The sequence below is a fragment of the Pusillimonas sp. ANT_WB101 genome (assembly GCF_008369125.1).
Classification (GTDB): domain Bacteria; phylum Pseudomonadota; class Gammaproteobacteria; order Burkholderiales; family Burkholderiaceae_B; genus Allopusillimonas.
This window is the reverse complement of sequence record NZ_VOAY01000002.1, coordinates 130,608-154,334: the sequence shown is the minus strand read 5'-3', so window position 1 is coordinate 154,334 and position 23,727 is coordinate 130,608. Positions and strand designations below refer to the sequence as shown.

General features: G+C 49.5%; 22 protein-coding genes and 2 pseudogenes. 16 read left to right on the top strand and 8 right to left on the bottom strand.

The window, feature by feature from the left end; all coding sequences use genetic code 11:
- Positions 1-2 precede the first annotated feature (2 nt).
- From FQ179_RS09710 to FQ179_RS09700, 3 genes are all read right to left on the bottom strand, one after another.
- Complete coding sequence (locus FQ179_RS09710; protein WP_149397119.1) at positions 3-1,322, bottom strand: TRAP transporter large permease; 1,320 nt, start codon at positions 1,320-1,322, stop codon at positions 3-5.
- On the bottom strand, positions 1,307-1,720 hold the full coding sequence (locus FQ179_RS09705) for a TRAP transporter small permease (protein ID WP_188074568.1): 414 nt from the start codon (positions 1,718-1,720) through the stop codon (positions 1,307-1,309). Before FQ179_RS09705 ends, FQ179_RS09710 begins: the two co-directional genes overlap by 16 nt.
- A gap of 90 nt (positions 1,721-1,810) precedes the next feature.
- The gene (locus FQ179_RS09700) at positions 1,811-2,929 is read right to left on the bottom strand and encodes a C4-dicarboxylate TRAP transporter substrate-binding protein (protein ID WP_149397117.1); all 1,119 of its coding nucleotides are present in this window, start codon (positions 2,927-2,929) and stop codon (positions 1,811-1,813) included.
- A 388-nt stretch (positions 2,930-3,317) separates the two neighbouring features.
- Between FQ179_RS09700 and FQ179_RS09695 the strand changes: the two genes are divergently transcribed.
- From FQ179_RS09695 to FQ179_RS09665, 7 genes are read left to right on the top strand one after another with little or no spacing between them, the layout of a single operon-like run.
- Positions 3,318-4,205: a MurR/RpiR family transcriptional regulator gene (locus FQ179_RS09695; RefSeq protein ID WP_188074567.1), complete on the top strand. Its 888-nt coding sequence runs from the start codon at positions 3,318-3,320 to the stop codon at positions 4,203-4,205.
- A 56-nt stretch (positions 4,206-4,261) separates the two neighbouring features.
- Positions 4,262-5,575: an aspartate aminotransferase family protein gene (locus FQ179_RS09690; protein ID WP_149397115.1), complete on the top strand. Its 1,314-nt coding sequence runs from the start codon at positions 4,262-4,264 to the stop codon at positions 5,573-5,575.
- Positions 5,572-6,621, top strand: coding sequence for an ABC transporter ATP-binding protein (locus FQ179_RS09685; RefSeq protein ID WP_149397114.1), 1,050 nt, complete (start codon positions 5,572-5,574; stop codon positions 6,619-6,621). The genes FQ179_RS09690 and FQ179_RS09685 overlap by 4 nt, the downstream gene beginning before the upstream one ends.
- Positions 6,622-6,675: 54 nt before the next feature.
- A complete protein-coding gene (locus FQ179_RS09680; RefSeq protein ID WP_149397113.1) occupies positions 6,676-7,707 on the top strand; it encodes an extracellular solute-binding protein in 1,032 nt (343 codons plus the stop codon).
- 9 nt (positions 7,708-7,716) lie between these two features.
- On the top strand, positions 7,717-8,559 hold the full coding sequence (locus FQ179_RS09675) for an ABC transporter permease (RefSeq protein WP_149397112.1): 843 nt from the start codon (positions 7,717-7,719) through the stop codon (positions 8,557-8,559).
- Positions 8,556-9,413, top strand: coding sequence for an ABC transporter permease (locus FQ179_RS09670; protein ID WP_149397111.1), 858 nt, complete (start codon positions 8,556-8,558; stop codon positions 9,411-9,413). Before FQ179_RS09675 ends, FQ179_RS09670 begins: the two co-directional genes overlap by 4 nt.
- Before the next feature lie 7 nt (positions 9,414-9,420).
- Complete coding sequence (locus tag FQ179_RS09665) at positions 9,421-10,788, top strand: aspartate aminotransferase family protein (protein ID WP_149397110.1); 1,368 nt, start codon at positions 9,421-9,423, stop codon at positions 10,786-10,788.
- On the opposite strand, the gene FQ179_RS09660 is transcribed toward FQ179_RS09665, so the two are convergent.
- Both FQ179_RS09660 and dtd read right to left on the bottom strand, forming a co-directional pair.
- The gene (locus FQ179_RS09660) at positions 10,736-11,044 is read right to left on the bottom strand and encodes a helix-turn-helix domain-containing protein (protein WP_149397109.1); all 309 of its coding nucleotides are present in this window, start codon (positions 11,042-11,044) and stop codon (positions 10,736-10,738) included. The two genes, FQ179_RS09665 and FQ179_RS09660, sit on opposite strands and share 53 nt — an antisense overlap.
- 449 nt (positions 11,045-11,493) lie before the next feature.
- Positions 11,494-11,931: a D-aminoacyl-tRNA deacylase gene (dtd, locus tag FQ179_RS09655; protein WP_149397108.1), complete on the bottom strand. Its 438-nt coding sequence runs from the start codon at positions 11,929-11,931 to the stop codon at positions 11,494-11,496.
- Positions 11,932-12,230: 299 nt separating this feature from the next.
- Between dtd and FQ179_RS09650 the strand changes: the two genes are divergently transcribed.
- The 3 genes from FQ179_RS09650 to FQ179_RS09640 are packed head-to-tail and all read left to right on the top strand — an operon-like array spanning position 12,231 to position 14,053.
- Positions 12,231-13,493, top strand: a complete 1,263-nt coding sequence (locus FQ179_RS09650; protein ID WP_370459857.1) for an NADH:flavin oxidoreductase/NADH oxidase — start codon at positions 12,231-12,233, stop codon at positions 13,491-13,493.
- 51 nt (positions 13,494-13,544) lie between these two features.
- A complete protein-coding gene (locus FQ179_RS09645) occupies positions 13,545-13,778 on the top strand; it encodes a ParD-like family protein (protein WP_149397106.1) in 234 nt (77 codons plus the stop codon).
- A complete protein-coding gene (locus tag FQ179_RS09640) occupies positions 13,775-14,053 on the top strand; it encodes a type II toxin-antitoxin system RelE/ParE family toxin (RefSeq protein WP_149397105.1) in 279 nt (92 codons plus the stop codon). The genes FQ179_RS09645 and FQ179_RS09640 overlap by 4 nt, the downstream gene beginning before the upstream one ends.
- An 85-nt stretch (positions 14,054-14,138) precedes the next feature.
- Here FQ179_RS09640 and FQ179_RS09635 read toward each other — a convergent pair.
- Positions 14,139-14,286, bottom strand: a pseudogene (locus FQ179_RS09635) (transposase); the annotation flags it as partial.
- Between the two features lie 47 nt (positions 14,287-14,333).
- The gene (locus FQ179_RS09630) at positions 14,334-14,540 is read right to left on the bottom strand and encodes a hypothetical protein (protein ID WP_149397104.1); all 207 of its coding nucleotides are present in this window, start codon (positions 14,538-14,540) and stop codon (positions 14,334-14,336) included.
- 22 nt (positions 14,541-14,562) lie between these two features.
- Here FQ179_RS09630 and FQ179_RS22905 point away from each other — a divergent pair.
- A pseudogene (locus FQ179_RS22905) lies at positions 14,563-14,679 on the top strand (IS30 family transposase); the annotation flags it as partial.
- 1,301 nt (positions 14,680-15,980) lie between these two features.
- Here the strand turns inward: FQ179_RS22905 and FQ179_RS09620 are convergent.
- Positions 15,981-16,343 (bottom strand): helix-turn-helix domain-containing protein, encoded by a 363-nt coding sequence (locus tag FQ179_RS09620; protein ID WP_149397103.1) that lies wholly within the window; start codon positions 16,341-16,343, stop codon positions 15,981-15,983.
- A gap of 589 nt (positions 16,344-16,932) precedes the next feature.
- Here FQ179_RS09620 and FQ179_RS09615 point away from each other — a divergent pair.
- The 5 genes from FQ179_RS09615 to FQ179_RS09595 are packed head-to-tail and all read left to right on the top strand — an operon-like array spanning position 16,933 to position 23,718.
- Positions 16,933-19,011 carry a hydantoinase/oxoprolinase family protein gene (locus tag FQ179_RS09615; RefSeq protein ID WP_149397102.1) on the top strand — a complete coding sequence of 693 codons (2,079 nt, stop codon included), beginning with the start codon at positions 16,933-16,935 and terminating at the stop codon, positions 19,009-19,011.
- A gap of 11 nt (positions 19,012-19,022) precedes the next feature.
- The gene (locus tag FQ179_RS09610) at positions 19,023-20,744 is read left to right on the top strand and encodes a hydantoinase B/oxoprolinase family protein (RefSeq protein ID WP_149397101.1); all 1,722 of its coding nucleotides are present in this window, start codon (positions 19,023-19,025) and stop codon (positions 20,742-20,744) included.
- 20 nt (positions 20,745-20,764) lie between these two features.
- Entirely contained in the window at positions 20,765-21,817 is a 1,053-nt protein-coding gene (locus FQ179_RS09605) for a TRAP transporter substrate-binding protein (RefSeq protein ID WP_149397100.1), read from the top strand.
- 26 nt (positions 21,818-21,843) lie between these two features.
- Positions 21,844-22,410, top strand: coding sequence for a TRAP transporter small permease subunit (locus tag FQ179_RS09600; RefSeq protein WP_149397099.1), 567 nt, complete (start codon positions 21,844-21,846; stop codon positions 22,408-22,410).
- A gap of 24 nt (positions 22,411-22,434) precedes the next feature.
- Complete coding sequence (locus tag FQ179_RS09595; protein ID WP_149397098.1) at positions 22,435-23,718, top strand: TRAP transporter large permease; 1,284 nt, start codon at positions 22,435-22,437, stop codon at positions 23,716-23,718.
- Positions 23,719-23,727 lie beyond the last annotated feature (9 nt).

Here is a 23,727-nt window from a genome sequence, read left to right as displayed (position 1 = left end):
GGTTACCTCATGATACTTGGCAGATAGGTGACGATGGCGGGAAAGAAATAAATCAGAACCAGGAAAACCGCGTCGCAAAGAATGAACCAGATGACGCCTTTAAATATGGTTTCCAGGCTGATGCCCGGCGGAGCAGTTGCTTTAATGACATAGACGTTTAGGCCGACGGGCGGAGTAATGAGGCCTATTTCGAGCATCTTCGTCAGCAATATGCCGAACCAAATGAGATCGAGATGGGCGACGTCGACCAAGGGCAGCAAGATAGGCAGGGTAAGCAACAAGATGCCGATCGAGTCGATGAACATACCCAGAATCAGGTAAATAATGATCACCGAGACCACGATCCACCACCGCTCTTCACTGAACGACAGAATAAAGCTCGTGAACGCGTCCGGCACGCCTGACAGGGCCAAAAACTTCGTGAAGAAAATAGACCCGATCATGATCAGGAATATGCTCGCCGTGCTATAGACTGCTTCATACACCGCGTTCTTCAGGGCTGTGCGCGACATCGTTCCCTTGACGGTGGCGATGATGATGGCCGTTACAGACCCGATGGCGCCGGCCTCGGTGGGCGAGAACCACCCATAGAAGATGCCAACCATCACAAAGATGATAAGTGTAGGCAGTGCCCATACCTGGGTAAACGCCTTCAGGATCTCTCGTCGTGAATAAGACTCGGTGGTTCCTGTTCCGCGGCCATAAAGCTCTGGGTTTATTTTGCAGCGGATGATAATCATGCTGAAATACAGCACAACGGTCAGTAGCCCAGGTAGCACGCCGGCCATGAACAACTGCCCGATGGACGTGTTTGAATACACGCCATACAGAATCAGCAATATGCTTGGTGGGATCAGCGAACCGAGGGTACCGGCTGCAGCAACCGTGCTGGTAGCCAGCGACGGGTTATAGCCGCGGTTGAGCATTTCCGGGACAGCAATCTTGGACATGGCGCCGGCCGTCGCAACGCTGGAGCCTGAAGCCGCTGAAAAGATGGCGCAGGCGGTGACGCTTGATATGGCTAGACCGCCGGGCAGTCGATGCAGAAGCATCTGCAGAAACCTGAATATTCCGTTAGTGAGTTTGGTCTCCGAGCATAGATAGCCCATCAGCAGAAACATAGGCGCTGCCGATAGCTCCCATTGACCAACGAAGTTATAGGGCGTGGAAGAAATGATGCTAAGGGCGACGTCCATGTCTGCCACGATGCCTATGCCGATAATCGAGACTAGGGCGAGGCTGACACCGATGGGTACACGCAAAAAGATTAGGAACAGCGCAATGGCTACGCCAGCGACACCAACTATTAACTGTGCGTCCATGCGTCTCTCTGAGATTTTGAAGCAAGAAGCTGCGAAAGAACAACCAGGCAAAGCGAGAAGAACGCGATGGGCAGCGCGAACTTAGCTGGCCAAATGTAAAAGGTGAAGTTTGCCATGGCCTGTTCGTGGAAGGACGCCGAATTAAAAGCATCTACGGTGGTTTGATAGGTTAGCAATGCATATAGGATCAGCTGGATAGTCAGATTAAATTTGAAAAGCGGGTCGGAGATCTTCTTGGGCAGTAGGTTGACCAAGATGTCGGTGGAAATGTGCTTGTCTTTATATTGCGTGTAAGCAAGCCCTGAGAACACAGCGAAAATCATGTAGTAAAACGACGTGAATTCAAGCGTGCCTTCTATGTAGATTCCCAAACGTCTCAGAACCACATCCAGAAACATGTGCGCAGCCATAAATATCAGCGCGAGGCAGGCCAAATAAAAGCCTGCCTTCGCTAGATATCGGCTTGTCGTGAACAAGACTCGCATTAATTACATGCCGTAGTTGGCGGGCAGCTTGTCGAAGATGTTGGTCATGAAAAGTGTCTTCATGTCATCAACGCTGTCTGTGTTCTTGTCGGCCAGAAGTTTCACCCACTTGTTATACGTGTTGATGAAGTCATCGAGAGTTTCCTTTGAATTCTGGACCTTGTATTTGTTCTCTGCCAAGTCGTAGACGTCGTTGAGCGATTTCTTGCGAAAGGCGTCGACAGATGCCTTGATGTCTGCAGGTGCTTCGGAAACGGTATTGCCTTTCCCTTTGGCAAATTCAATGGCGGCCTTGTCTTCTTTCTTGTAGTTGACAACGATGTTGGCCATGGAATAGGCAGAGGCTTCCTTAAACCATTGCCTTTCCTGGTCGTTCAGACCAGCCCAGAATTTCTTGTTAAACCCCCACTCAGGTCCAGACCAGTACACGCCCGTGGGAACCAGCACGGTATAGGGTGCAACTTCCCACAACGAGCGGGCTTGAAGGTCTAGCGGAGAATTACTGGCGCAATCCAGCGAGCCGCGATCCAGACCGGAATACATTTCACTGGAAGAGACGTTGACGGCGATGCCTTCGACTTGCTTCACCCAGTCTGCGACGGTAGAGCCAGCCGTGCGGATACGCTTACCTTTAAGATCAGCCAGGGAGTTGATGGGCTGGCGGCAAAACAACACATAAGGCGAGGTGGCGTAAGCACCCAGATAGACCAGGCCAGACTTGTTCCACTCAGCCAGTTGCACGGGGTTGTTCATGCTGAACTCCGACACAGCCGCGATCACCGCCATCTGGTTGTCGAAATTGAAGCCGAGTTCTTGCATGGCATTGGCCACGGGAAGCTCAGACGGCGTATAGATGGCAGGGTGGTGCGCCACCTGAACCACGTTGTCACGCAGGCCTTGCATGCTGGCATTAGCAGCCAATAAGACGGTGCCGGTGTAGACCTTGGCGTTTAAATCGCCACCAGAAATGTCCTTGAGATAGTCGGCCCAAGTCAGGTAGCCATAATGCGTAAATGGATGCTTCTGATCATAGAGAACGTTAGCTTTGAAGTTCTTGGCTGCAAAGGCAGACATAGAAAAGCTTGCACAGACCAGACCGATCAACAGTGTTTTAAGTTTCATTGTGGGTTCCACCAAGTTTGCAGTTGAGATTCAAACTGCGATATTCAGTGATTTTACGTGGGAGTGCAACCTAGGTGAAACCCCAGCGTCATAGGGTTAACACTTGGTTTTACCTTTTTGGATGGATGGGGTTGGGAAATGTTGGGTAGTGCTTCCGGCTGGTGTCGTTCTCGACGATTAGTTTGGTGTCACTCGGATCCTTGCTGTGAATCACGCGTTCCTTTCACCACGACGTACATGTTCTGCAAATAGAAGCTCATTACGAGCTCTCCAAGAACCCGAACTTGTACTCCCAACTTAGGCTTTAGGGTTTGTACCTGGTGGTATGTTGTCGTCGCATGCCTACAATACATTGAATATTTGCATGATTCATAGGAATAGGCCCTACATGGCTATCAAATGCATTGAAGATTTGCATCATTTTCTAAACGATGAGCAAAACTCTTCACGAGAGACGCGAATCGGAGACAAAGCACGACATGCGCTCAGAGATATGTTGCAGCATCCGGGTTTGGCCGCAGTAGATAGCATCTCATCTTTGGCGAAGCGTAATGGCGTAGATCCATCAACCTTGACGCGTCTTGGTAAACGGCTGGGGTTCTCAGGGTTTTCCGAGCTTCAACTGGTGTTTCGACGACACGTAGCCGAGACTCAGCCGTTTTACAGCGGGCGTGTACAGGAGCGCTTGGAAAGTATAGAGAACATCACATCAATGGAGTCCGTGCGGTATCACGCACAATCCGAGTGTCAAAAGCTGCTTTCGGCCAGTGAGTCACTTGACCCCAGCGCGCTTAATAGAGCTGTTGAAATGTTGGTAAGTGCCGAGCATGTATACGTACTGGCCTTACGTGCCACGTACGCTTTTGGTTATTTTTTTGGCAGTTATCTGGGGACCTTGCGCGACGACGTCACTATTTTGGCGGGCCCTGGTTCGCCGTTGACAGCGGATCTCGATCGCTTAACAAAAAGAGATGTTTTGGTTGCGATTTCATTTCGTCCTTATACGAGATCACTTGTGACCGCTGTCGACGTTATCAAGGAAATGGGTATCCCGATTCTAGCTATTACAGACAAAGAGTCAGCACTTGAGACATCGGACACAGAGGGAGTGACGCTGGCTCTTGATGAGCCATTTTATTTTGACTCCGCCACAGCTCAGTTTTTCATTATTCAAACCTTGCTTTTGACGTCAGCAAAGCGGCTAGGGCCCTCCGCAGTGGAAAAGGCAAAACGCCGAGAGCGCATCGATAAGGCCTTAAATATTGAAATCCACTGAGCGTCGAACCAGATAGCGGTGGCCCTATTTAAATCATCCAGGAGTAATTTCAAGTCATGAATACGTCGCTAAAGTCTGCACAATCCATTCAAAGCTTGATCAACGAAGCGTATGAACGTTATACGAGTAAGAATCCGCTGAGTCATGCACAAAATAAAAAAGCGTCTGGAGTCTTGCCGGGCGGAAACACTCGTACTGTGCTGTATAGCGCTCCGTTCCCCATCACTCTCGCGTCAGCTGAAGGCTGTTATATAACTTCTCTCGACGGTCATACTTATGTCGACTATCTGGGTGAATTTACCGCAGGTCTGTACGGCCATACCGACCCAATAATTCGAGAGGCAATAGAGACAGCGCTCGACAATGGCTGGGTTCGGGGTGGTCACATAGAACAAGAAGAAGATCTCGCACGACTTATATGCGATCGATTTCCATCAATCGATCTAGTCCGTTTTGCTAACTCAGGCACAGAGGCGAACTTGTATGCCATAGCCACAGCTCGGGCGGTTTCTAACAAAAATAAAATCATGGTGTTTGAAGGTGGATATCATGGTGGGGTTCTGACATTTGGCAGTAGTGCCAGCCCACTTAGAGTCCCATATGAGTTTGTGCTTGGTCAATTTAACAATTGGGATAGCACTGAAAGTCTTCTCGAAGAGAACAGAAATGACTTGGCTTGTGTGCTAATTGAGCCCATGCAAGGATCGAGTGGATGCATCCCGGCATCGCCTGAGTTTTTGTCAGCTTTACGGGAGTGGACATCAAAGCACAACATCATCTTAATCTTTGATGAGGTGATGACTTCACGCATGTCAGGCGGTGGACTCCAGGAAGTTTATGACATCCGACCTGATCTAACGACGCTCGGAAAATACATTGGCGGTGGTTTCAGCTTCGGTGCCTTTGGCGGGCGCGAAGACATTATGAGACGTTTCGACCCATCGAGCCCGAACTACTTTAGTCACGCAGGCACATTTAACAATAACGTTTTCACAATGTCAGCTGGGGCCGCAGGCTATGGCAAGGTTTTCACGCCCGATGTTGCGCGTGATCTTTCGAAACGCGGCGAGACGCTACGAGCACGTTTGAACAAGGTTGCTGCTTCAGCTACCTTCCCAATGCAGTTCACCGGTATTGGCTCTCTTATGAATGTTCACATGTGTTCAGGAGAAATAAAAAGCACGCGGGACACATCCGGTAGCAACAACGAATTACGTGATTTGTTTTATTTTGACATGCTCGAAAGCAACATCTGGCCCGCACGTAGAGGGATGTTGAATCTGTCCCTTCCGATGGGAGAGGTTGAGTTTGAGCGCTTGATCAACGCCGTAGAGATTTTTGTTGAAAAACGAAGAGGTGTGGCTACATGAGCGCCATTCAACTGAAAGGAATTTCAAAAGCGTTTGGTGGCAATCTGGTAGTCCACCCTACTGACCTGCAGGTTGAATCGAGCGAGCTAGTTACTCTTTTGGGGCCCAGTGGATCGGGGAAAAGTACGTTGCTGTCAATGATTGCGGGCCTATTAACTCCCACCAGTGGCCAAATTTTTATTGAAGGGCGAGATGTGACAAACGTTCCGCCCGCGAAACGCAATCTTGGCATGGTTTTTCAGAACTATGCGCTGTTTCCTCATATGACGGTATTCGATAATGTCGCTTTCCCGCTGTCGATACGAAAATTGGGCAAGAAAGATATCGACTACAAAGTAAAACGTGCTTTGGAAATGGTGCGTCTCGATGGCTTAGGTGATCGAAAACAAAGCCAGCTCTCGGGGGGGCAACAACAGCGTGTCGCATTGGCCAGAGCGCTGGTTTTCGAGCCGGAAATTCTATTATTAGACGAGCCGCTGGGAGCTCTCGACAAGAAGCTTCGTGAAGAAGTCCAATTGGAGCTTCGCCAATTGCAGCGTGATTTAGGTGTCACCACTATCTTGGTAACACACGACCAAGAAGAAGCCCTCTCATTGTCCACGCGTGTCGTAGTGCTGAATGCTGGTCAAGTACAACAAATCGCGACGCCTGAGGGGGCGTATAGGGATCCGGAGAATAAATTCGTCGCGGAGTTCATCGGCATAGCAAATCTTTGGCACGGCAAGGTCACAGAGGAAAACGACTCGACCTATATCAAGCTTCCGTGCGGGGAACGCTTAATGTGTCGACCCAACAAAGTGTTATCGGGTGAAGCCCATTTGCTCGTTCGTCCCGAGCATCTTGAGGTACACGAACAAAAAGAGGCCAAGGGGCTTAATGCGACCGTGACTGAAGTCGTGTATCTCGGCCAAACCACACGCGTGCACATGCGTACAGAAGCAGGGCTATCAATAGTTGCAACTACAACGGGAGGACGATTATTAGTTGAAGGGCAGGCCGTACGGGTTTCTTGGAAACCTGAAAACGCATGCCTCGTCCCTGCTTAAGCTCTTTGCTCATCACTTGGAAGTATTTCACTTGTATTAACTAAGGAGACTTGCATGAAAACTACTAAAAAACTCATGTTATCCATTAAGGGTTTAACACTTGCTTCATTAATCGTTGCGAGCACAGTCGCCGCAGCACAAGTCAATGAGATCAGAATTCTCGAATCAGGCGGCCCCAGTGGAGAATCTATCGAAAAGGCTTATGTCACCGGGTTCACAAAGAAAACTGGAATTAAGGTGGTGCGTCAAAGCCCAACCAGCCTCGGCAAACTCCAGGCTATGGTGCAATCTAAAAGCATCACAGATATCTTGGTGGAATTAGGCAGTACCAACCTGATCCTCGCACGTGCAACAGGTTTGATCGAACCTTTAGATTGGGACAAGATCAATCCCGATCCGATGTTTCCCGAAGCAAAAATGCCTGATGGTTTCGGTTATCAATATTTCTCAACCATAATGGCGTGGCCCAAAGATACTAAGCCCGTCAAAACATGGGAAGATTTTTGGAATATAAAGGATTTTCCGGGGAAGCGTGCGTTGCCCGATTATCCAGCCTATACACTTCCTTTGGCATTGTTGGCTGATGGTGTGAAGCCTGAAGATCTTTATCCGCTCGATATAGAGCGTGCGTTCAAAAGCCTCGAAAAAATCAAGGATAGCGTCGCCGTGTGGTGGCAAGCTGGCGCTCAGGCACCTCAATTACTGGAAGACAATGAGGTCCAGTATGCTGCGGCGTGGTCAGGCCGAGTCGTGGGGAACCCGAAGCTCGAGTCTACATACAACGACGGGTTGTTACAGGTCTCGTATTTTGTCGTTCCAAAAGGCGCAGATCCGGCCACAAAAGAAGCTGCGATGGGATTGCTACATGAAATGTCTAAGGCAGAAAATCAAGCCATTGCAGCCGAAGTTGTACCTTACACAGGAGCCAGTCCAGATATCGGAAGCAAGCTTCCTGCGGATAAAGTAAATCTCTACCCTACGTCGCCAGAAAACAGGAAAGTGCAAGCTTTAGCTGATCCAAGTTGGACTGCAGAAAATGCACAAAAACTCGAATTGCTCTGGCAGCAGTTCAAACTGGGCTTATAAGGAAAAGGGATGATGGCTATCGCCGCACGAAAGCGAGTAGCGTCAACGGTATGGATGGTAGCGCCATTACTCATACTAATGATCGTTGGGTTTAATCTGCCCATACTTATGATGCTGGGTAAGAGCTTATTTCGCGGAGAAAACCTAAGTTTTGAGGCCTACAGTAATCTCATCGAAACATCGGTTTATCTCAAAGTCTTGGGCAACACTTTTAAGATTGCTGTAATAACCACAGTGTGTTGTGTGTTGCTTGGTTACCCTCTCGCCTATTGGCTTCGAGGCCTTTCGCTTAAGTGGCAAATGATAGGCTTGGCGGCGATAGTCATCCCTTTTTGGATCAGTATCCTAGTTCGAACGTATGCTTGGATTGTAATTCTAGGCAACTCGGGAGTTATTAACCGCACTTTAATCAAGCTAGGGTGGATCGACACACCCATAAGCTTTCTCTACAACCAGTTGGGTGTTGTGATTGGCACAATCAACGTACTGCTGCCATTTCTAGTGTTACCCCTTTTCGCGTCCATGATGAAAATCGATGACGGCCTTATGAAGGCAGCGGAAACACTTGGCGCAGGGCGTATGACTGTATTTTGGCGAATCTTCTTTCCACTGAGTTTGCCGGCCTTAGCAGCGGGTGCCGTATTGGTATTCATCTTGACTTTGGGCTTCTACATTACGCCAGCGATCCTAGGTGGTGGACGGGTTCCAATGATTGCGAACATGCTAGACCTACTTATTAATCAAATGCCAAACTGGGAAATGGCGTCATCCATCTCGGTTGTATTGCTAGTATTCAGCATGGCTTTATTTGTTTTCTACCTGCGTTTCACTGCTGAGGAGAAGGCGATATGACGGCCCGGATTTCCACGTTGCAGCTATCGACGAGTAGCTCTATTCATGCGGATTTGTTAATCAGGCGAATTAACAAACTTGCCCTGGCGGTTGTTAGTATTGGTGCTCTGCTATTTCTCTTACTACCTGCCTTGATTGTTATTCCAATGTCGTTTTCGGAATCCACTTCGCTGCGATTTCCACCGGAAGGCTTTTCGTTCCGTTGGTACATCCAGGTGTTCTCGGACCCGTTATGGATTTCGGCCATTAAAACGTCAGTTGTGCTGGCGTTGATTTCAAGCAGCCTTGCATTGATTCTGGGTAGCTTGGCTGCGTACGGCTTGACTCGTGGCACGTTTAAAGGCCGTGACCTTCTCCAAAGTAATTTTATTTCTCCTCTAATTATTCCGGCAGTTATTCTTTCTGTTGCACTATATCTGGCACTTGCCTTCGTGGGCCTGCTTGGCTCTTTTGCTGGCCTGTTGATAGCACACACAATCTTGGGCGTACCCTACGTTGTTTTGATTATGTCGGTGGCAATTCGCAGTTTTGATAGCCGCATTGAGCAGGTGGCTTTCACTTTGGGGGCTTCCTGGCACACCATGCTGCTGCGTGTGTTGTTACCCAACTTGCTGCCGAGTGCGCTCGCGGCCTGGATTTTTGCTTTTGTCACAAGCTTTGATGAGGTCGTTGTCACCAAGTTTATTGCAGGTACTTACGAAACGGTGCCAAAGAAAATGTTTAATGAGCTTGTCCTTCAAGTAAATCCAGTGATCACTGCACTCGCAACGGTTCTTATAGTAATAAGCTTGATCCTGATCGCCATTGTTGCCAAGTTGAACCAAAAAGCACGGGCAAACACCAGTTACGTCTGAGGTAGACATGAATGTACAAAAACCATCAAGCCGGCCGCCTTTCGGCGGTCCAGTACAGTTTTTTTATCAGCAGCCTGGCGACGCTCGGCGTCCGGTCGTTGATCGGGGTGAGGGTATCTACCTGTGGGACACTACTGGAAAACGTTACATTGATGCATCATCAGGTCCGATTGCAGCCAACCTCGGGCATGGAAACGCACGCATAATAGAAGCTGCCGATGCACAAATGAAGAGGGTCGCCTATGCAAGTCGATTTTTCTTTGAGAACGAAGCGAACTCGCAACTGGCTGACTTGATTACGCAACATGCCGGGCCCGGATTGGAGCGTGCGTTTTTTGTGTCTGGTGGCTCCGAAGCGACAGAAAGTGCCATAAAACTTGCCAGACAATACGCTGTAGTGTCGGGTCAACACAGTCGTTGGAAAGTCATTTCCAGAAACCCAAGTTATCATGGGGCAACGCTTGGCGCTGTTGCGATCAGCGGTGATTTCGTGTCGGAGCGCATGTACGGCCCAATGACTCGACCCATGCCCAAGGTGTCTGCACCGTTTAGCTATCGAGTACCAGAAGGGCACACTGCGGAAAGCTATGCACTAGCCTGTGCAGACGAGCTAGAGCAAGTAATTTGCAAAGAGGGCGCGGAGTCCGTCCTGGCTTTTATCTTAGAGCCGATCGGAGGTCTGGCAACGGGCGCTTTGGTCTCCAGCGAGGCTTACTACCAGCGCATTAGACAAATTTGTTCTAAATATGGCGTTTTGCTTATCTACGATGAGGTGATGAGTGGCGTCGGTCGGAGTGGCGCGTTCCTTGCTGCCCACCATTGGAAGGGGGCTTCACCCGATATCGTTACACTCGCAAAAGGATTGGCCGCAGGTTATACCCCACTCGGCGCAGTTCTGGCGTCCAGTAGCATGGTGGACACCTTATCATCCTCAGGCGGGTTCATGCACGGCTATACCTACGCGTCTAACCCATTGTCTTGTGCGATTGGTTTAGCGGCAGTATCTGAAACAATCGAAATGCGCCTGGATAAAAATGCCGAACTTATGGGTCATCACATGATGGCTCGACTACGAGAGCTTAAAGATCGACGACGCATTATTGGCGATGTGCGTGGTAAAGGGCTTTTGATGGCGATCGAGATTGTTGCTGACCCAGAGAAGAAGCTCGCATTTTCGGCAGAAACGCAGGCCATAAAAAGGCTTGTAAACCTGGCGATGGAACGTGGACTACTTCTGTACTCGAGGCGAACGGCAGAAGGGGTTTTTGGAGAGTGGCTTATGGTGGCTCCGCCACTGATTGTGACCCCCGAGCAAGTCGATACTATCGTGGATCTATTGGATCAGACGCTCGAGGCTTTTGAGTTGGCTTGTTAACGTGTGTTGGCCGGAACTGTGCCGCCATATTGACCAAGGCGTCGAGGCCAAACAGGTTGATCTTGCCTCGCATCAGATCAGAAACGCGTGGCTGAGTCACGCCCAAGAGCTTGGCTGCTTCTGCCTGGCTTATCTCTGTCCGTGCGAGATGGTTCTTGAGAGCGGTCATTAGGTTAGACCGCAATTTCATGTTCTCTGCCTCTTCAGGGGTGTCTTCAATTGCGTCCCAGACACTATCGAATTTTTGCTTGCTCATGTCGAATTAAATAAAATTATGTATATTTCTACAAGGTGCTTGCCAGCCAGGTCGACCGCATTCATAGTCTCCACGGAAGTTCACATTAAATCCCTCTTTCACACTTTTGATTCAAATTAAACATTGCTTTGATATGGGGGGTTGATATGAAAGCAAACTTTAAAATGAATCGGATCAAAGGTACATACGCTACTTCCACCACGCTTAGCCCTGTCTGACAGATGATGCGCATAATTGGTGAGTTGTTTTGTCTATGCAATACGCTATACCAAGCCTGCCCTGATATTCGAAGGTCAACTTGACCTGCCGACCGCCGTCAGACTGAACTGTCAAGGATTCCTTGACAGTTGCCTCAGGGGCTATCCGACCGCAATAACTGCCGCCAGCTTGGTGCTTGGAACAGGAATGTTGGGAAGGTCACTCATGGAGTATTCCTGTTGCGGTTGAAGCTAAAGCTGTATAGGAATGGTGACTGGGCCGTCATTGACCAAGCTGACCTGCATGTTTGCGCCAAAGGTTCCAGTTTCGACAATGGGATGGCGTTTTCGGGCTGCTTCCACAAAATAATCGTACAGTTCTTCACCCATTTTTGGATGGGCAGCGCCGCTGAAGCCTGGCCGGTTGCCGCTCCACACGTCGGCAGCCAGTGTGAACTGGCTGACTATCAATAAGCCGCCTTCAACGTCCTGGACGCTGCGGTTCATCTTGCCAGCGTCATCACTAAAAATACGAAGTTTAAGCAGCTTGTTCAACAAGCGGTCGGCGGTGGCTTTGGTATCGGCTGTTTCGGCGCAAATCAGCACCAATAACCCCTGGTCGATACGGGCTGCAATATTGCCGTCAATCGAGACAGAGGCTTGGCTGACGCGTTGGATGACTGATTTCATGGTTTCATCTTAACCGGTCCTCATACAGCATTTCCAGCACGGCGAGTATCGATCCTAAGCGGCCGTGAGCCATACAGGCAGCAGCAAGGATTACTGCGATACCGCAGAACAAGGGTTTAATTGAGGAACACGTGAGCATGTATTCCTCCGGATATTTATTCGCCGTTCGAGGTGATGTTGGCATCGTGTCCACATCCATCCAGGGCTGATTGTTTGCGTCGATTATATTTAAGGGAACGCTGCTCCTTGTTCTCAAAACGGGAATTGTGTTTTTCCTGCCGCCCTGCGTCCCGGTCGGTATGGTTGCCTATACTTTCTTACATTATCGGAGCTCACTGACGGGTATGTCTTCGCAACTATTTACTTCTTATACGAGTCGCAGCGTCGTGCTGAAGAACCGGATTGGCGTCTCGCCTATGTGCCAGTACTCGGCAGAGGATGGGATGCCCAATACCTGGCACACCGTGCACCTCGGTAGCCGTGCGGTGGGTGGGGCCGGCCTGGTCTTTGTTGAGGCTGCTGCGGTGGCTGCGGATGCGCGTATCTCGCCCGCTGACATTGGCATCTGGAACGATCAGCAGGCAGCGGCGTTCCTGCCTATTGCTCAGTTCATCAAAAGCCAGGGCGCTGCACCCGGCATACAGCTGGCGCATGCTGGGCGGAAAGGGTCCACGCAGGTGCCATGGGTAGGGCGCAAGGCGGTGCCTGCAAGGGAAGGGGGCTGGGCGACCTATGGGCCCAGCGCGCTGTCCTTCAACGATGTGTATACCGAGCCTCAGGCGATGAGCGCAGCAGATGTCGACAGGATCATTGATGAGTTCGTTCAGGCTACTCGCCGCAGTGTAAAGGCGGGTTTTGAAGTGCTTGAACTGCACATGGGTCATGGATATTTGTTGCACCAGTTTCTTTCGCCGCTAGCAAACCAGCGAGATGACGAATATGGAGGCAGTTTCGAGCACCGGACGGCATTTGCGCGAGAGCTGGTCGCTGCAGTACGGGCTGTCTGGCCTGAGCATCTGCCTCTTTTCGTGCGGCTGTCGGTCACGGACTGGCTGGATAACGGCTGGGATGTTGCGCAATCGATCAGGCTGTCCGCCGCGTTGGCGAAGCTGGGTGTGGATGTGATTGACTGCTCAAGCGGTTCCGTTGTGCCTGAGTCGCGTGTTGTTCAGGCGCCTGGTTATCAGGTGCCGCTGTCAGCGGCGATCCGTAAAGAGGCGGCTGTGGCGACTGCGGCGGTCGGGAAAATCACCGATGCACGTCAGGCGGAGTCCATTCTTGAGGCGGGCGAGGCAGACCTGATCTTCATGGCGCGGGGCCTGCTGGTTGATCCTTACTGGCCATTGCGCGCACAACAGGAACTTGAAGGCGACGCCGTCTGGCCAGTACAGTACCAGCGGGCGGTCAATCCCAATGCGCCCAGTTATTTTGTGCCGCGGGTGTTGTCGGTAAGTGGCCTACAGCATCCCCGCCATGCTCGCTGGCGTGCTGACCAACGCCGTCGGGCTGGGCGCCGCAGCCACCTATTACGGCTGGGCACTGGTTGTGCTTGCGGTTGGTAATCTCATTGACTACAATTGTGGTAAATTCATTCGGATTATATAAAGACCGTTATGAGCACCGTATCCGTACGTATCGATGAAGATCTCATTGCTTCAGCAAGAGTTGCTGCCAAGGCCGAGTTTCGCACTGTCCAGGGGCAGGTGGAGTTCTGGGCAAAGGTAGGGCGCGCTGCGCTTGATAATCCTGATCTTCCTGCCTCTTTCATCGCAGAAAGTTTGATGAGTATGGCGGAGCCGCGGGAAGACAGTACGCCGTTCGTACCACGCGAGCGTGAAGGAACATGAGTTGGAAGGTTTTGCAGACCCGGCGTTTTACGCGAGTCTACAAAAAGCTTCACGACACGCTTGTGAAGGATGTGGACGCTGCCATTGGCAAGGTGGCTGAGAAGCCGGATATTGGCGAAAGAAAGAAGGGTGATCTGGCGGCGTTATGGGTGCACAAGTTCCGAAGCCATGGGCAGCTATATCTGCTGGGCTACACGAGAGACGACAGCGTACGCCTGGTCTACCTTGAAGCAATTGGTCCTCACGAAAATTTGTATCGCGATCTCAAGCGTTAGGGAGCGGTTGGCCATTTTCGTCGTTCACCCATCGCTCCGTCCACATAGCGGCTTAAACGCGCACTTGAGCCTGGGACTGCATCTGCGGCGATACCGAGAGCCAGGTATACGGCCTTGTTGCTGACCACGCCGTCGCTGCGGATCTTGACCCGCAGCGCATTGAAGAACACGACCGGATACATCCCTTCCAATGGGCGACTCTGCCAAGCCATTGCCTCGGCCATGACTTCGTCGTGCCAGGAAGCACATTCAAATATTCCTTCGTAGCGAACCCTTTTGCTTACCCAAAATCTTTAAAAAGCAGTAAGTCGTTACCATTTTTCCGATGGTTCCGAATAGCTTTGTTGCCACCGGTAAATGCCATGGGGCCGTTTTGCCCTTCACCCGTGTACTCAAAAACGCCATCTACCCAGTCGTCATGGTGGCCATAGGCTTTTCCACTTTCACCAGAAAATAAAAAACGACCGGAAAATCTTTGGGTGTCCATATGCCGGCTTGACGTTGAACAGCTGACGATGTATTCCCAAGAGCAGTTGGACGGCATTGCGGCAAAATTAAATACCTGGCCGAGAAAAACTCTGGGGTTTAAAACCCCGGCCCAAGTGTTTAATGTAGTGTTGCACTGACCGGTTGAATCCGTCACCACTAAAAAATGGGGGGGTTACCGAATCAGTTCCGCCGGGAACAGTGCCACAGGTTGTGGCACAAATAAAAAAGGCCGCCTCTGAGTAAACAAAGACGGCCTTTCGGAATTGGTGCCGGGGCCGGAATCGAACAAAGCCCGCAACGCCAATATTTACAAGGGGTTCTGGAATTCTTTAGTTGCAGGGGTACACCCCGGGGGACTCTCGACATAAATGTTGTATAGAAGCAATGACTAGTATTGTGCTGGAGGCCCAGCACCTGATTTGCACCAAGGTGGCTGGACTCCAGGATACTTATAAGTGCGTTAGGTTCGAGGATGCAAGGCTCAGCATCAGCAGGCGAGTGCCTTATTGCGTTCGATAAGAGCATGCACACTTGCGGCAGTGATCCCACTGGATCGTTTTCCGATCTTGATTAGTACCAATTGGCCTTCGTTCACGAGTCGATAGATCGTGGACCTGGAAACCCCGAGCTTGGCCTCGGCTGTATGTATACGGTAAAGAAGCGCTTGGTCGGATGGCTGCGAGACTTTGTTTCTGCCTGCTGAGTGCTCAGAAGGCTGTTGCTGGGACTGTTGCTGCATGGTTTCCTCCATAAAACCTTGGGAAGCACCCCGGGGCCGTATGCCCCAAGATGCTTTCCAAAGCAGGCGCGGTCAGCGCCTTCGTGGCTGATTCGCCAAGATGCCGCGATGGGAACCAGTTGCTTTGATCATTTTCGGTAGAGCCCGTCGCTGATCCACTATCGTGGTTCGTCGGGGTGCTGAAAACTGCGATCTTTCCCGCTGTCATCGATGGATTACGCGCCATCTATCGAATGTGGTCTGCCTTTTGGCAGCATCGGCGTCCGTTGTCACGGATCGTCATCTACTTCCCTCGGTTAATGCCAGTCGCTACCAGCCCAAGAGAGAAACGATTTTTCACCTGCTTTACTCCTACCCAGGTGCTTGTTGCCCCGCATGATGCTGGCGACACGGGTAGCCGCGCACTCGCACCGCCCGTTACAGGGCAGGGCGCGGTATTTATCGGTGTTGTGTTGTTAAAGAGCGAGCTTGTTATAATCATTACGTAACTACCAATTTGAGTCAACACATAAGTACTAATAAATCGCCATATAGAAGTGTAAAGTACTTAGAAATACAAAAAATTCGCCTTGGGCTGACACAAAATGAAGCGCCCTGGTTCGCAGTGGAACGCAGGGCGCTTCGGGTATTTTTTATTGTTTGTTTTTGTATCTTGGGTGATAGCTGAGGACTTAATCCAACAGATTGGCTGGTTGATGCTTAATCGTGATCTTTGGTGTGTTTGGCTTGTTGGCCAATCTTCATCTTTATGTAGTCACCGATATCCTCCAAAACGGGGGCCGGCAATTCCTCCAATGTATACCTAGAGGTTTCCGGCCATGGCCATTCCATTTCAAACATCTCACCCTTACCCGTGACAAGCCACTCAGCGCGGATGTGAAGGGCTGCAGCAATCCAAACGATGTGACGCGAGGACTCATTGCGACCGTTTTCAATATGGGCGATAGCGCTTTGGCTTATAGGGGGCTCGAGGAGGTTGGCCAGTGCTTCTTGGGATAGGCCGCGCTTCTTACGTGCGGCCAGTAAGCGTTCGCCAATGCTGCTTGTAGGGCTCGGCGTCATGGGGTTCTTGAATTGATGGATGCATTGTTGAGGAGTTGTAAGTTTATATGTAATTTAAAAACATTGCTTGTCTAATGAGTACTGAGCTGCGTTCTATTAGGTAAGTACTCAGATTGAACTATTGTGGCATTTAATGATACGGCGTAAGAGGAAATAATTGTCAAGAGATGGGTACGTGACTCGTCATCCACTTAAAGTTTGCGATCTCATGTCAGATCCTCAGCCCGTAGCTGCCTGTGCAGCAAAGACTATCACTCACCAAGTGCAAGTTATGTGTGTTGAAGCGCACCGCACGTCCAAAGCAAGCCCTCTATCTCAACCGATCGTAATCGTCTGACGAGACCTCAAGCTTTCAGGCTCCAAACAAGTTCTTTTCATTTCTTGTGATGATGTCTAGCTATCGCGAGGGTACAGATACACGGTTCTAGATGTATTGACAGAGGGGATATGCTGCAGCCCACTATTTAATAGATGCACCTACGCAGAATATTTGATAAAAATAATTTATGAAAACACATGTAAATAATTCATTAGAATTTATACTTCTTGTCTCCTAAAATAAATTTAAATCTTAACGGGGGATATTTAAATGAGTTGGAGCGTAGCTTCAGACGTTGGCGGGACGTTTACTGATATTGCTCACGTAGACGACGATTGTGTACTTCACACTGCAAAGGTAGCGTCGCAGGCGGACAACTATGGAAGGGGCGTCATCAATGGCATCATGATATTGGCATCAGCGCAAAACTACAAAATTGAGTCGCTTAAAGAAGTGCTTCATGGCTGTACGGTCGCGACGAATGCCATCCTTGAAGGTAAGGGGGCCAAAACAGCTTTAATTACAACGTCCGGTTTCAAAGATGTGCTTGAACTAAGACGGATCCGTGTGCCACGGCTTTATGAGCCACTTTATGTTAAACCTCTTCCTTTGTGCCCTCGAGATCTACGCTTTGAAGTTACTGAGCGTATCGGTGCTGCCGGTAACGTCATCCAGGAATTAGATAAGAATGAGGTGGTCGAGCTTGCGCGGCAACTCAAAGACATGGAAGTGGAGGCTGTGGCCGTGTGTTTTCTTCACTCCTACGTGAATGACGCACACGAACGCATGGTTGGGGCGATCTTGAGGGAACTACTCCCGGACGTTTTCGTGACGCTGTCAGTTGAGGTACTTCCACAGATTCGAGAGTACGAGCGTACCTCCACCACAGTAATTAACGCCTATGTTGGTCCCCCGGTGAAGGGCTATCTGGATAGGTTAGATCATGAGTTGCAAGAGCGTGGGACTTATGCCCCCGTCTATGTAATGCAGTCCTCTGGTGGCCAGCTGCACTCTGCGACTGTCAAAGAAATTCCCGCTCAGATTGTTGAATGTGGTCCTGCTGCAGGGGTGATTGCCGCTCAGTATGTTGCAAAAAAGATCTGTGAAAATAATGTTATTACCTTTGACATGGGGGGTACTACAGCCAAAGCGTCGATGATCGAACAAGGCCGGCTGACCTACTCCGACGACTATGAGATAGGGTCAACAATGAGCTCTCCAGGTACGATCGCCGGTGGGGGAGGATATGCGCTGGGATTACCTGTCATTAATATTGCTGAAGTAGGTGCAGGCGGTGGCTCTATTGTTTCTTTAGATAAAGCAAATGCGTTGCGCATTGGACCTCAAAGTGCTGGAGCCTTTCCGGGGCCTGCTTGCTACGGTAATCAAGATGAGTACGTTACTGTTACTGACGCAAACGTGTTGCTTGGCTATTTGAGTCCAATTGCTTTGGCGGGAGGTGCAATCGAAATAGATGCCAAGCTATCGGAAAGTGTATTAGGTCAGCGGCTGTCCACTAAATTTAGTCAAAAAATGACTACTCAAGAGATTGCCTTTGGAATTCATACACTAGCAAATGAAACCATGGTTAAAGCAATCAAAGCGGTCACGACATATCGCGGGCGCGACCCTCGGGATTTTACGATGATTGCTTTTGGTGGTAATGGAGGCATCCATGGCGTGGGTATTGCTCGCAGTTTAGGAATAAAGCGCGTCATTGTCCCTATATGTGCAGGAGTATTTAGCGCAGTCGGTTTGGCTGTTGCCGAGCGTAAGGTCACAATCGCTGCAGCGCATCTGGTTCCTTTGTACGGTGCTTCAGAACAAGCTGTTGCACGGCTTTATGACGAATTGAGCCAAAAAGGCTCACGTTTGTTGAAGTGTGAGCATTACCAAGCAACCACCGTTAAGCAACTGGATTTGCGATTAAAGGGGCAAGCTTTTGATCTCACCATAGACTTGGGAAGTGATCAGTTCTCGCCCGATCGAATTGATGATATTACGAAGCGTTTCATTGAAGAGTACGAAATTCGCTACAGCCATGCGCCCGACAAAAACTCTGTGATCGAGATTGTCGCTCTTCGCATGATTGTTACGGATTCAACGTATGAACCTCCAAAAACGTTGCTCATGAAAGACGAAGAACCGCGCGTTATCGCTCAGCGGAATGTTTACTTTGGCGATGGTCAACACGACGATGTAAACGTGGTCAATCGATCATTCGTTCGTCAACAACCCGTTAAGGGCCCCCTGATCATTGAAGAGTACGAAGGAACCACAATTGTTCCGCCAGATGCTTACGTAAGATTGGACGAAATGCGCAACATTGTTATTGATTTTCGAGATTGAGGTACGTACAGATGCATACTGATAAGTTTCAGCTGGAGATCATTCGCAATGCACTGGAGATGATTGCCGAGGAACTCACCTTAACAATTATTCGTACGGGGTACTCAAATATCGTGCGAGACAGCCTCGACTTCTCTACGGCTGTGTGCGATAAGCACGGGCGCACACTTGCGCAAGGATTATGCACCCCTATGCATATGGGTGCCTTTGAAGATGCGTTGGCTTTGCTTATTGAAAAAGAATCGAAAGACTTGGCCGATGGCGATGTGTTTCTGATGAATGACCCGTATGTAGCCGCTGGGCAGCACCTTCCAGATATCTACGTTGTTAAGCCAGTTTTCTTTAACAATGATTTGTTGGGGTGGGCGGCTACCCTTGCTCACCATTCCGACGTCGGCGGAATTGTTGCCGGCTCAAACGCTCTGGGGGCAACAGAAATATGGCAAGAGGGTTTGCGTCTTCCGATCTTGAAGTTTTATGCCCAAGGAAAACGAAATGAAACGTTGTGCGATATTATCAAGCTCAACGTTCGAACGCCTAATTTGGTAATGGGCGACCTGGAAGCACAAGTTGCCGCTTGTCATACTGCAGACGCGACATTTAAGGAGCTGTTCGAGCGCTATGGTGTGGCCACACTCGAACATGCTTTCGAGGATTTGCATAACTATGCTCAAGCGTTGGTCGAGGCGGAGATTGAGGAAATGCCCGATGGAGTTTACCAATTTACGGATTATTTGGATGGCATCGGTGACAACCCTCAACCGGTAAAACTGCAAGCGAAAATCACTATTTCAGGTAACCGAATAAATATCGATTGGACGGGTTCGTCTAAACAGGTTGATGGTGGCATAAATTCTACTTTCCCGTTTACCAAAGCATGCGCGTACGCCGCTGTTCGTTCGGTCATGAACTCTGATATTCCTAACTGTAGTGGCTACACTCGAGCCATAACAGTCACAGCACCCGCAGGGACGGTTGTAAACCCTGTATTGCCTGGAGCGTGCGGTGCGCGAGGGATTACTGGGTATCGACAGATTGATTGCTTGTTTGGTGCTTTAGCTCAAGCCTTGCCCGATAGGGTTGCCGCAGATAGCTCAGGCGGGTCAACTCTCCCGACGATTTCGATGTTTGAGAACGGGCAAGCGCTCATATTTTGTGAAACAGTGATGGGAACAAACGGAGGATCTGCTCACAATGATGGGCAGGAAGGGGTTGCCCACGTGGGTGCCAATCAATCCAACGTACCGGTAGAAATGATTGAACAGTCCTTTCCCATTCGAATTGAGGAGTACGGCTTTGTTACGGACAGTGCCGGCGCGGGGGAGCATCGAGGTGGCATGGCAATTCGCCGGACGTACAGAATATTGTCGGATAGCGCGAAGCTAAACATTCGATCAGATAAACGCAAGCATCGTCCTCACGGGTTGTTTGGTGGATATGAAGGTTCACCATCGTCCAACTTGATTGTACGTGCCGACGGTAGTAGCCAAACATTGCCAGTAATGTTGCGAGAGCCAGTGTCCGTCGGAAAAAATGACTTGTTCGTGCATGAGATGCCTAGTGGCGGCGGCTACGGTGATCCGCTCAAGCGTCCTGTGGAAAAGGTGCTTTCAGATGTGCGCCTCGGCGTTGTCTCACCTGAGCGCGCCGAAAAAGATTATGGTGTTGTCATAAATAGCGTGGCTAACGAGTGGACTGTTGACACAGACGCTACGAAAGCGTTGCGCAATTAATAAACTGAACGGGGGTTGACATGTTGAAGTATAAAATTTTTCCGAAGATGATTGCTGCTGCTGTGCTTGGCACTCTGGCATTTAGTGCGCAGGCCGAGCTGTCCAAGATTCGTTACGTCGGAACCTGGAGCAACTTATCGCTCTATAAAGATTTCGAGAAGCCATTTTGGAGCGAACTAGGCAAGCACATAGATCAGGAAGTTGAAACGACTGTAGTCCCTTTTGATCAAATGGGGCTGAATGGAAGCGAGGTTTTTCGCATGGTCGCGCAAGGCACATTTGATGTTGGTACAACGACTAATGCGTATGTGCTTGGGTCTGCTCCAGAGCTGGAGGGTGTTGAGTTTCCGATGCTGATGACGACTCCCGAAGAGTCACGAAAAATTGCCGAACTCTATCGGCCCGTACTAGCTAAGACTGCTAAAGATCGATTCCGCGACAGCGAACTATTGGCTGTGAGTAGATGGCCTCAGCAGGGTATCTTCTGTAATTTCCCCATTCACCGCCTTGCCGATCTGAAAGGAAAAAAGGTTAGGGTCTCGGGTGGGACACACTCAGAATTCGTTGAAGCGCTCGGTGGATCGCCCGTGAATATTAGCTTCAGTGAAACCACGGGAGCACTTGAGCGTAAAACTTTGGATTGCGCTGTAACTGGTGCAATGTCGGCCTATGCAGTCGGATGGCATGAAGTGGCCACACACTATTTGCCGGCTCCAATTGGTGGGTGGGGCTACAACATGACGCTCATGAACGGCAAGGTTTGGCAATCACTGTCAGACGGACAAAAGGGCGAACTAAAGACAAAAATAAAAGAGCTGTTCGAAATCCCTGCACTGGAAGCTGCTGAGCAGGATTATGTCGTGGCATTAAACTGTTTATCCGGTCGCGCAGACTGTCCTAAGGGTAAAAGTGGAAATATGACAATTAGCGAATTGATTCCAGAGGATATTGAATTATCAAGAAAAATTCTGATCGAGATTATCCTTCCTAGCTGGAAAAAACGTGTTTCGGCCGATACGTTTGATGCATGGAACAAGACAGTTGGCGATTACCTACATCTCGAAGTTAACTAAACTACTTGTGGCATAGAGGGCGCGTTGTGCATAATTCCAAAAGTTCAGCCATCATTGACGGCGTGCTTAAGTTTCAGCAGCAGCTGACGTTATGTGTGCTTATTGCGCACGCGCTCGCATTTCTTCTGCTTGTGGGAATAATAATGTATGAGATCATCATCAGATACTTTGGGTACTCCACCGTTCTTTCTGTTGAGTTCTCGGGATATATGATGGCTACACTTGTTTCCTGGTCAGCTTGCTACTCTTTGTTTGAAAAGGCTCATGTACGCATTGATATCTTGTATCAAAGGCAACGCCCAATTATTAAAAGCATACTTGATGCAGTATCAATGATTTGTTTTGCGAGTGTAGCTATCGCCGTGGCATGGAGCGCGATGAACTTAGCCGTTGATTCTTGGGAATTCAAAGACGTTTCAAGCTCGATTTTGAGGGTGCCACTCTGGATTCCGCAAATCTCGTGGGCATTGGGATTTCTATGGCTGGCAGTTTGCAGCGTTACTCTTTCGTTGAGAATTCTCCTTGCACTTAAGCCGCATCATCGTGAAGAGATTTCCTTGCTTGCTGGAGCAACTGACGAAACTTTCGTGTAAAAAAACCTAAAAGACTAGATCATCATGCTTGTTGTTGCCGTTTCAGTTTTGCTTGCACTTATGCTCGTAGCCATTCCTGTGGCTGTGGCGCTCATCATGGTTGCATACACCCTTGGATGGGGTTTTTCGGATTTCGCGTTTTACCAAGCCATTGGTGCTGTTTTGTGGTCTAACTCTAACAACTATACGCTGCTTGCTATACCACTTTTCATACTGATTGGAGAGCTTTTGGTGCGATGCGGCAGTGCGAGCAAGGCGTATTCAGTAATGGAAGCGTGGCTGTCGTGGTTGCCGGGTGGATTGATCCATGCAAACATTGGTGCGTCAGTTTTGTTCTCGGCAACAACAGGATCGAGCGTAGCCACAGCGGCAACCATAAGTACGATCGCATTACCTGAAGGCCGCCGCCTAGATTACAACGAAGGCATTTTCTGTGGCGCCATTGCAGCCGGAGGTACGTTAGGTATCTTGATTCCACCATCCATCAGTTTGATTATTTATGGGGTGCTTACTGAGACTTCCATTCCTAAACTCTTTGCTGCAGGTTTGGTTCCGGGACTGCTCCTGGCAATTTGCTTTTCAGCTGTAACATGCCTTCTTGTTATTGTTAAGCCTACGTTAGTTGGGAATAAAACAAGAAAGTATTCCTGGAAGGAACGCTTGCTAGGGATGCTACACCTAACACCGATGATCTTGCTTTTCGTCGTGATGGTTGGGTCGATTTATACTGGCATCGCAACACCCACCGAAGCAGCGGCAGCTGGGTTGGTTGCGACACTGATCATTGCTTTTTCATCACGACGGTTTAGATTAAAGCAGCTCGTGGAAGCGTTACTCAGCAGCTTTAAAACTACCGGTATGATCATGCTCATCGTATTGGCATCGTACTGCCTGAACTATGTGTTATCGATTATCGGAATTAGTGACAGAATCGAAATGTTATTTTCTGATCTGGACGTATCGCCGATGACAACTCTCTTAATCGTCGCGTTGGTATATTTGCTTCTCGGGTTTTTTATCGAAACATTGTCTTTGATGGTGCTGACGTTGCCCATGCTGGCACCGATCGTTTTCGCACAAGGATTCGACAAAGTCTGGTTTGGCATAGTGGTCATTTTGCTGATTGAAATGGCTCTCATTACTCCACCGGTAGGATTAAATCTGTACGTAGTTCAGAGCACCCGTAATAGAGGCAGCATTATTGAGGTTATATACGGCGCGATTCCTTATATTTTCGCAATGTTATTGATGCTGATATTATTGATCATCTTTCCAAGCATCGCCCTTTTTCTTCCCGGTAGGATGTGATGGTGTCAG

Coding starts and splice junctions, on each gene's coding strand:
- FQ179_RS09710 (WP_149397119.1), bottom strand. CDS start 1,322: ATGGACGCACAGTTAATAGTTGGTGTCGCTGGCGTAGCCATTGCGCTG.
- FQ179_RS09705 (WP_188074568.1), bottom strand. CDS start 1,720: ATGTTTCTGGATGTGGTTCTGAGACGTTTGGGAATCTACATAGAAGGC.
- FQ179_RS09700 (WP_149397117.1), bottom strand. CDS start 2,929: ATGAAACTTAAAACACTGTTGATCGGTCTGGTCTGTGCAAGCTTTTCT.
- FQ179_RS09695 (WP_188074567.1), top strand. CDS start 3,318: ATGGCTATCAAATGCATTGAAGATTTGCATCATTTTCTAAACGATGAG.
- FQ179_RS09690 (WP_149397115.1), top strand. CDS start 4,262: ATGAATACGTCGCTAAAGTCTGCACAATCCATTCAAAGCTTGATCAAC.
- FQ179_RS09685 (WP_149397114.1), top strand. CDS start 5,572: ATGAGCGCCATTCAACTGAAAGGAATTTCAAAAGCGTTTGGTGGCAAT.
- FQ179_RS09680 (WP_149397113.1), top strand. CDS start 6,676: ATGAAAACTACTAAAAAACTCATGTTATCCATTAAGGGTTTAACACTT.
- FQ179_RS09675 (WP_149397112.1), top strand. CDS start 7,717: ATGATGGCTATCGCCGCACGAAAGCGAGTAGCGTCAACGGTATGGATG.
- FQ179_RS09670 (WP_149397111.1), top strand. CDS start 8,556: ATGACGGCCCGGATTTCCACGTTGCAGCTATCGACGAGTAGCTCTATT.
- FQ179_RS09665 (WP_149397110.1), top strand. CDS start 9,421: ATGAATGTACAAAAACCATCAAGCCGGCCGCCTTTCGGCGGTCCAGTA.
- FQ179_RS09660 (WP_149397109.1), bottom strand. CDS start 11,044: ATGAGCAAGCAAAAATTCGATAGTGTCTGGGACGCAATTGAAGACACC.
- dtd (WP_149397108.1), bottom strand. CDS start 11,931: ATGAAATCAGTCATCCAACGCGTCAGCCAAGCCTCTGTCTCGATTGAC.
- FQ179_RS09650 (WP_370459857.1), top strand. CDS start 12,231: ATGGTTGCCTATACTTTCTTACATTATCGGAGCTCACTGACGGGTATG.
- FQ179_RS09645 (WP_149397106.1), top strand. CDS start 13,545: ATGAGCACCGTATCCGTACGTATCGATGAAGATCTCATTGCTTCAGCA.
- FQ179_RS09640 (WP_149397105.1), top strand. CDS start 13,775: ATGAGTTGGAAGGTTTTGCAGACCCGGCGTTTTACGCGAGTCTACAAA.
- FQ179_RS09630 (WP_149397104.1), bottom strand. CDS start 14,540: ATGGACACCCAAAGATTTTCCGGTCGTTTTTTATTTTCTGGTGAAAGT.
- FQ179_RS09620 (WP_149397103.1), bottom strand. CDS start 16,343: ATGACGCCGAGCCCTACAAGCAGCATTGGCGAACGCTTACTGGCCGCA.
- FQ179_RS09615 (WP_149397102.1), top strand. CDS start 16,933: ATGAGTTGGAGCGTAGCTTCAGACGTTGGCGGGACGTTTACTGATATT.
- FQ179_RS09610 (WP_149397101.1), top strand. CDS start 19,023: ATGCATACTGATAAGTTTCAGCTGGAGATCATTCGCAATGCACTGGAG.
- FQ179_RS09605 (WP_149397100.1), top strand. CDS start 20,765: ATGTTGAAGTATAAAATTTTTCCGAAGATGATTGCTGCTGCTGTGCTT.
- FQ179_RS09595 (WP_149397098.1), top strand. CDS start 22,435: ATGCTTGTTGTTGCCGTTTCAGTTTTGCTTGCACTTATGCTCGTAGCC.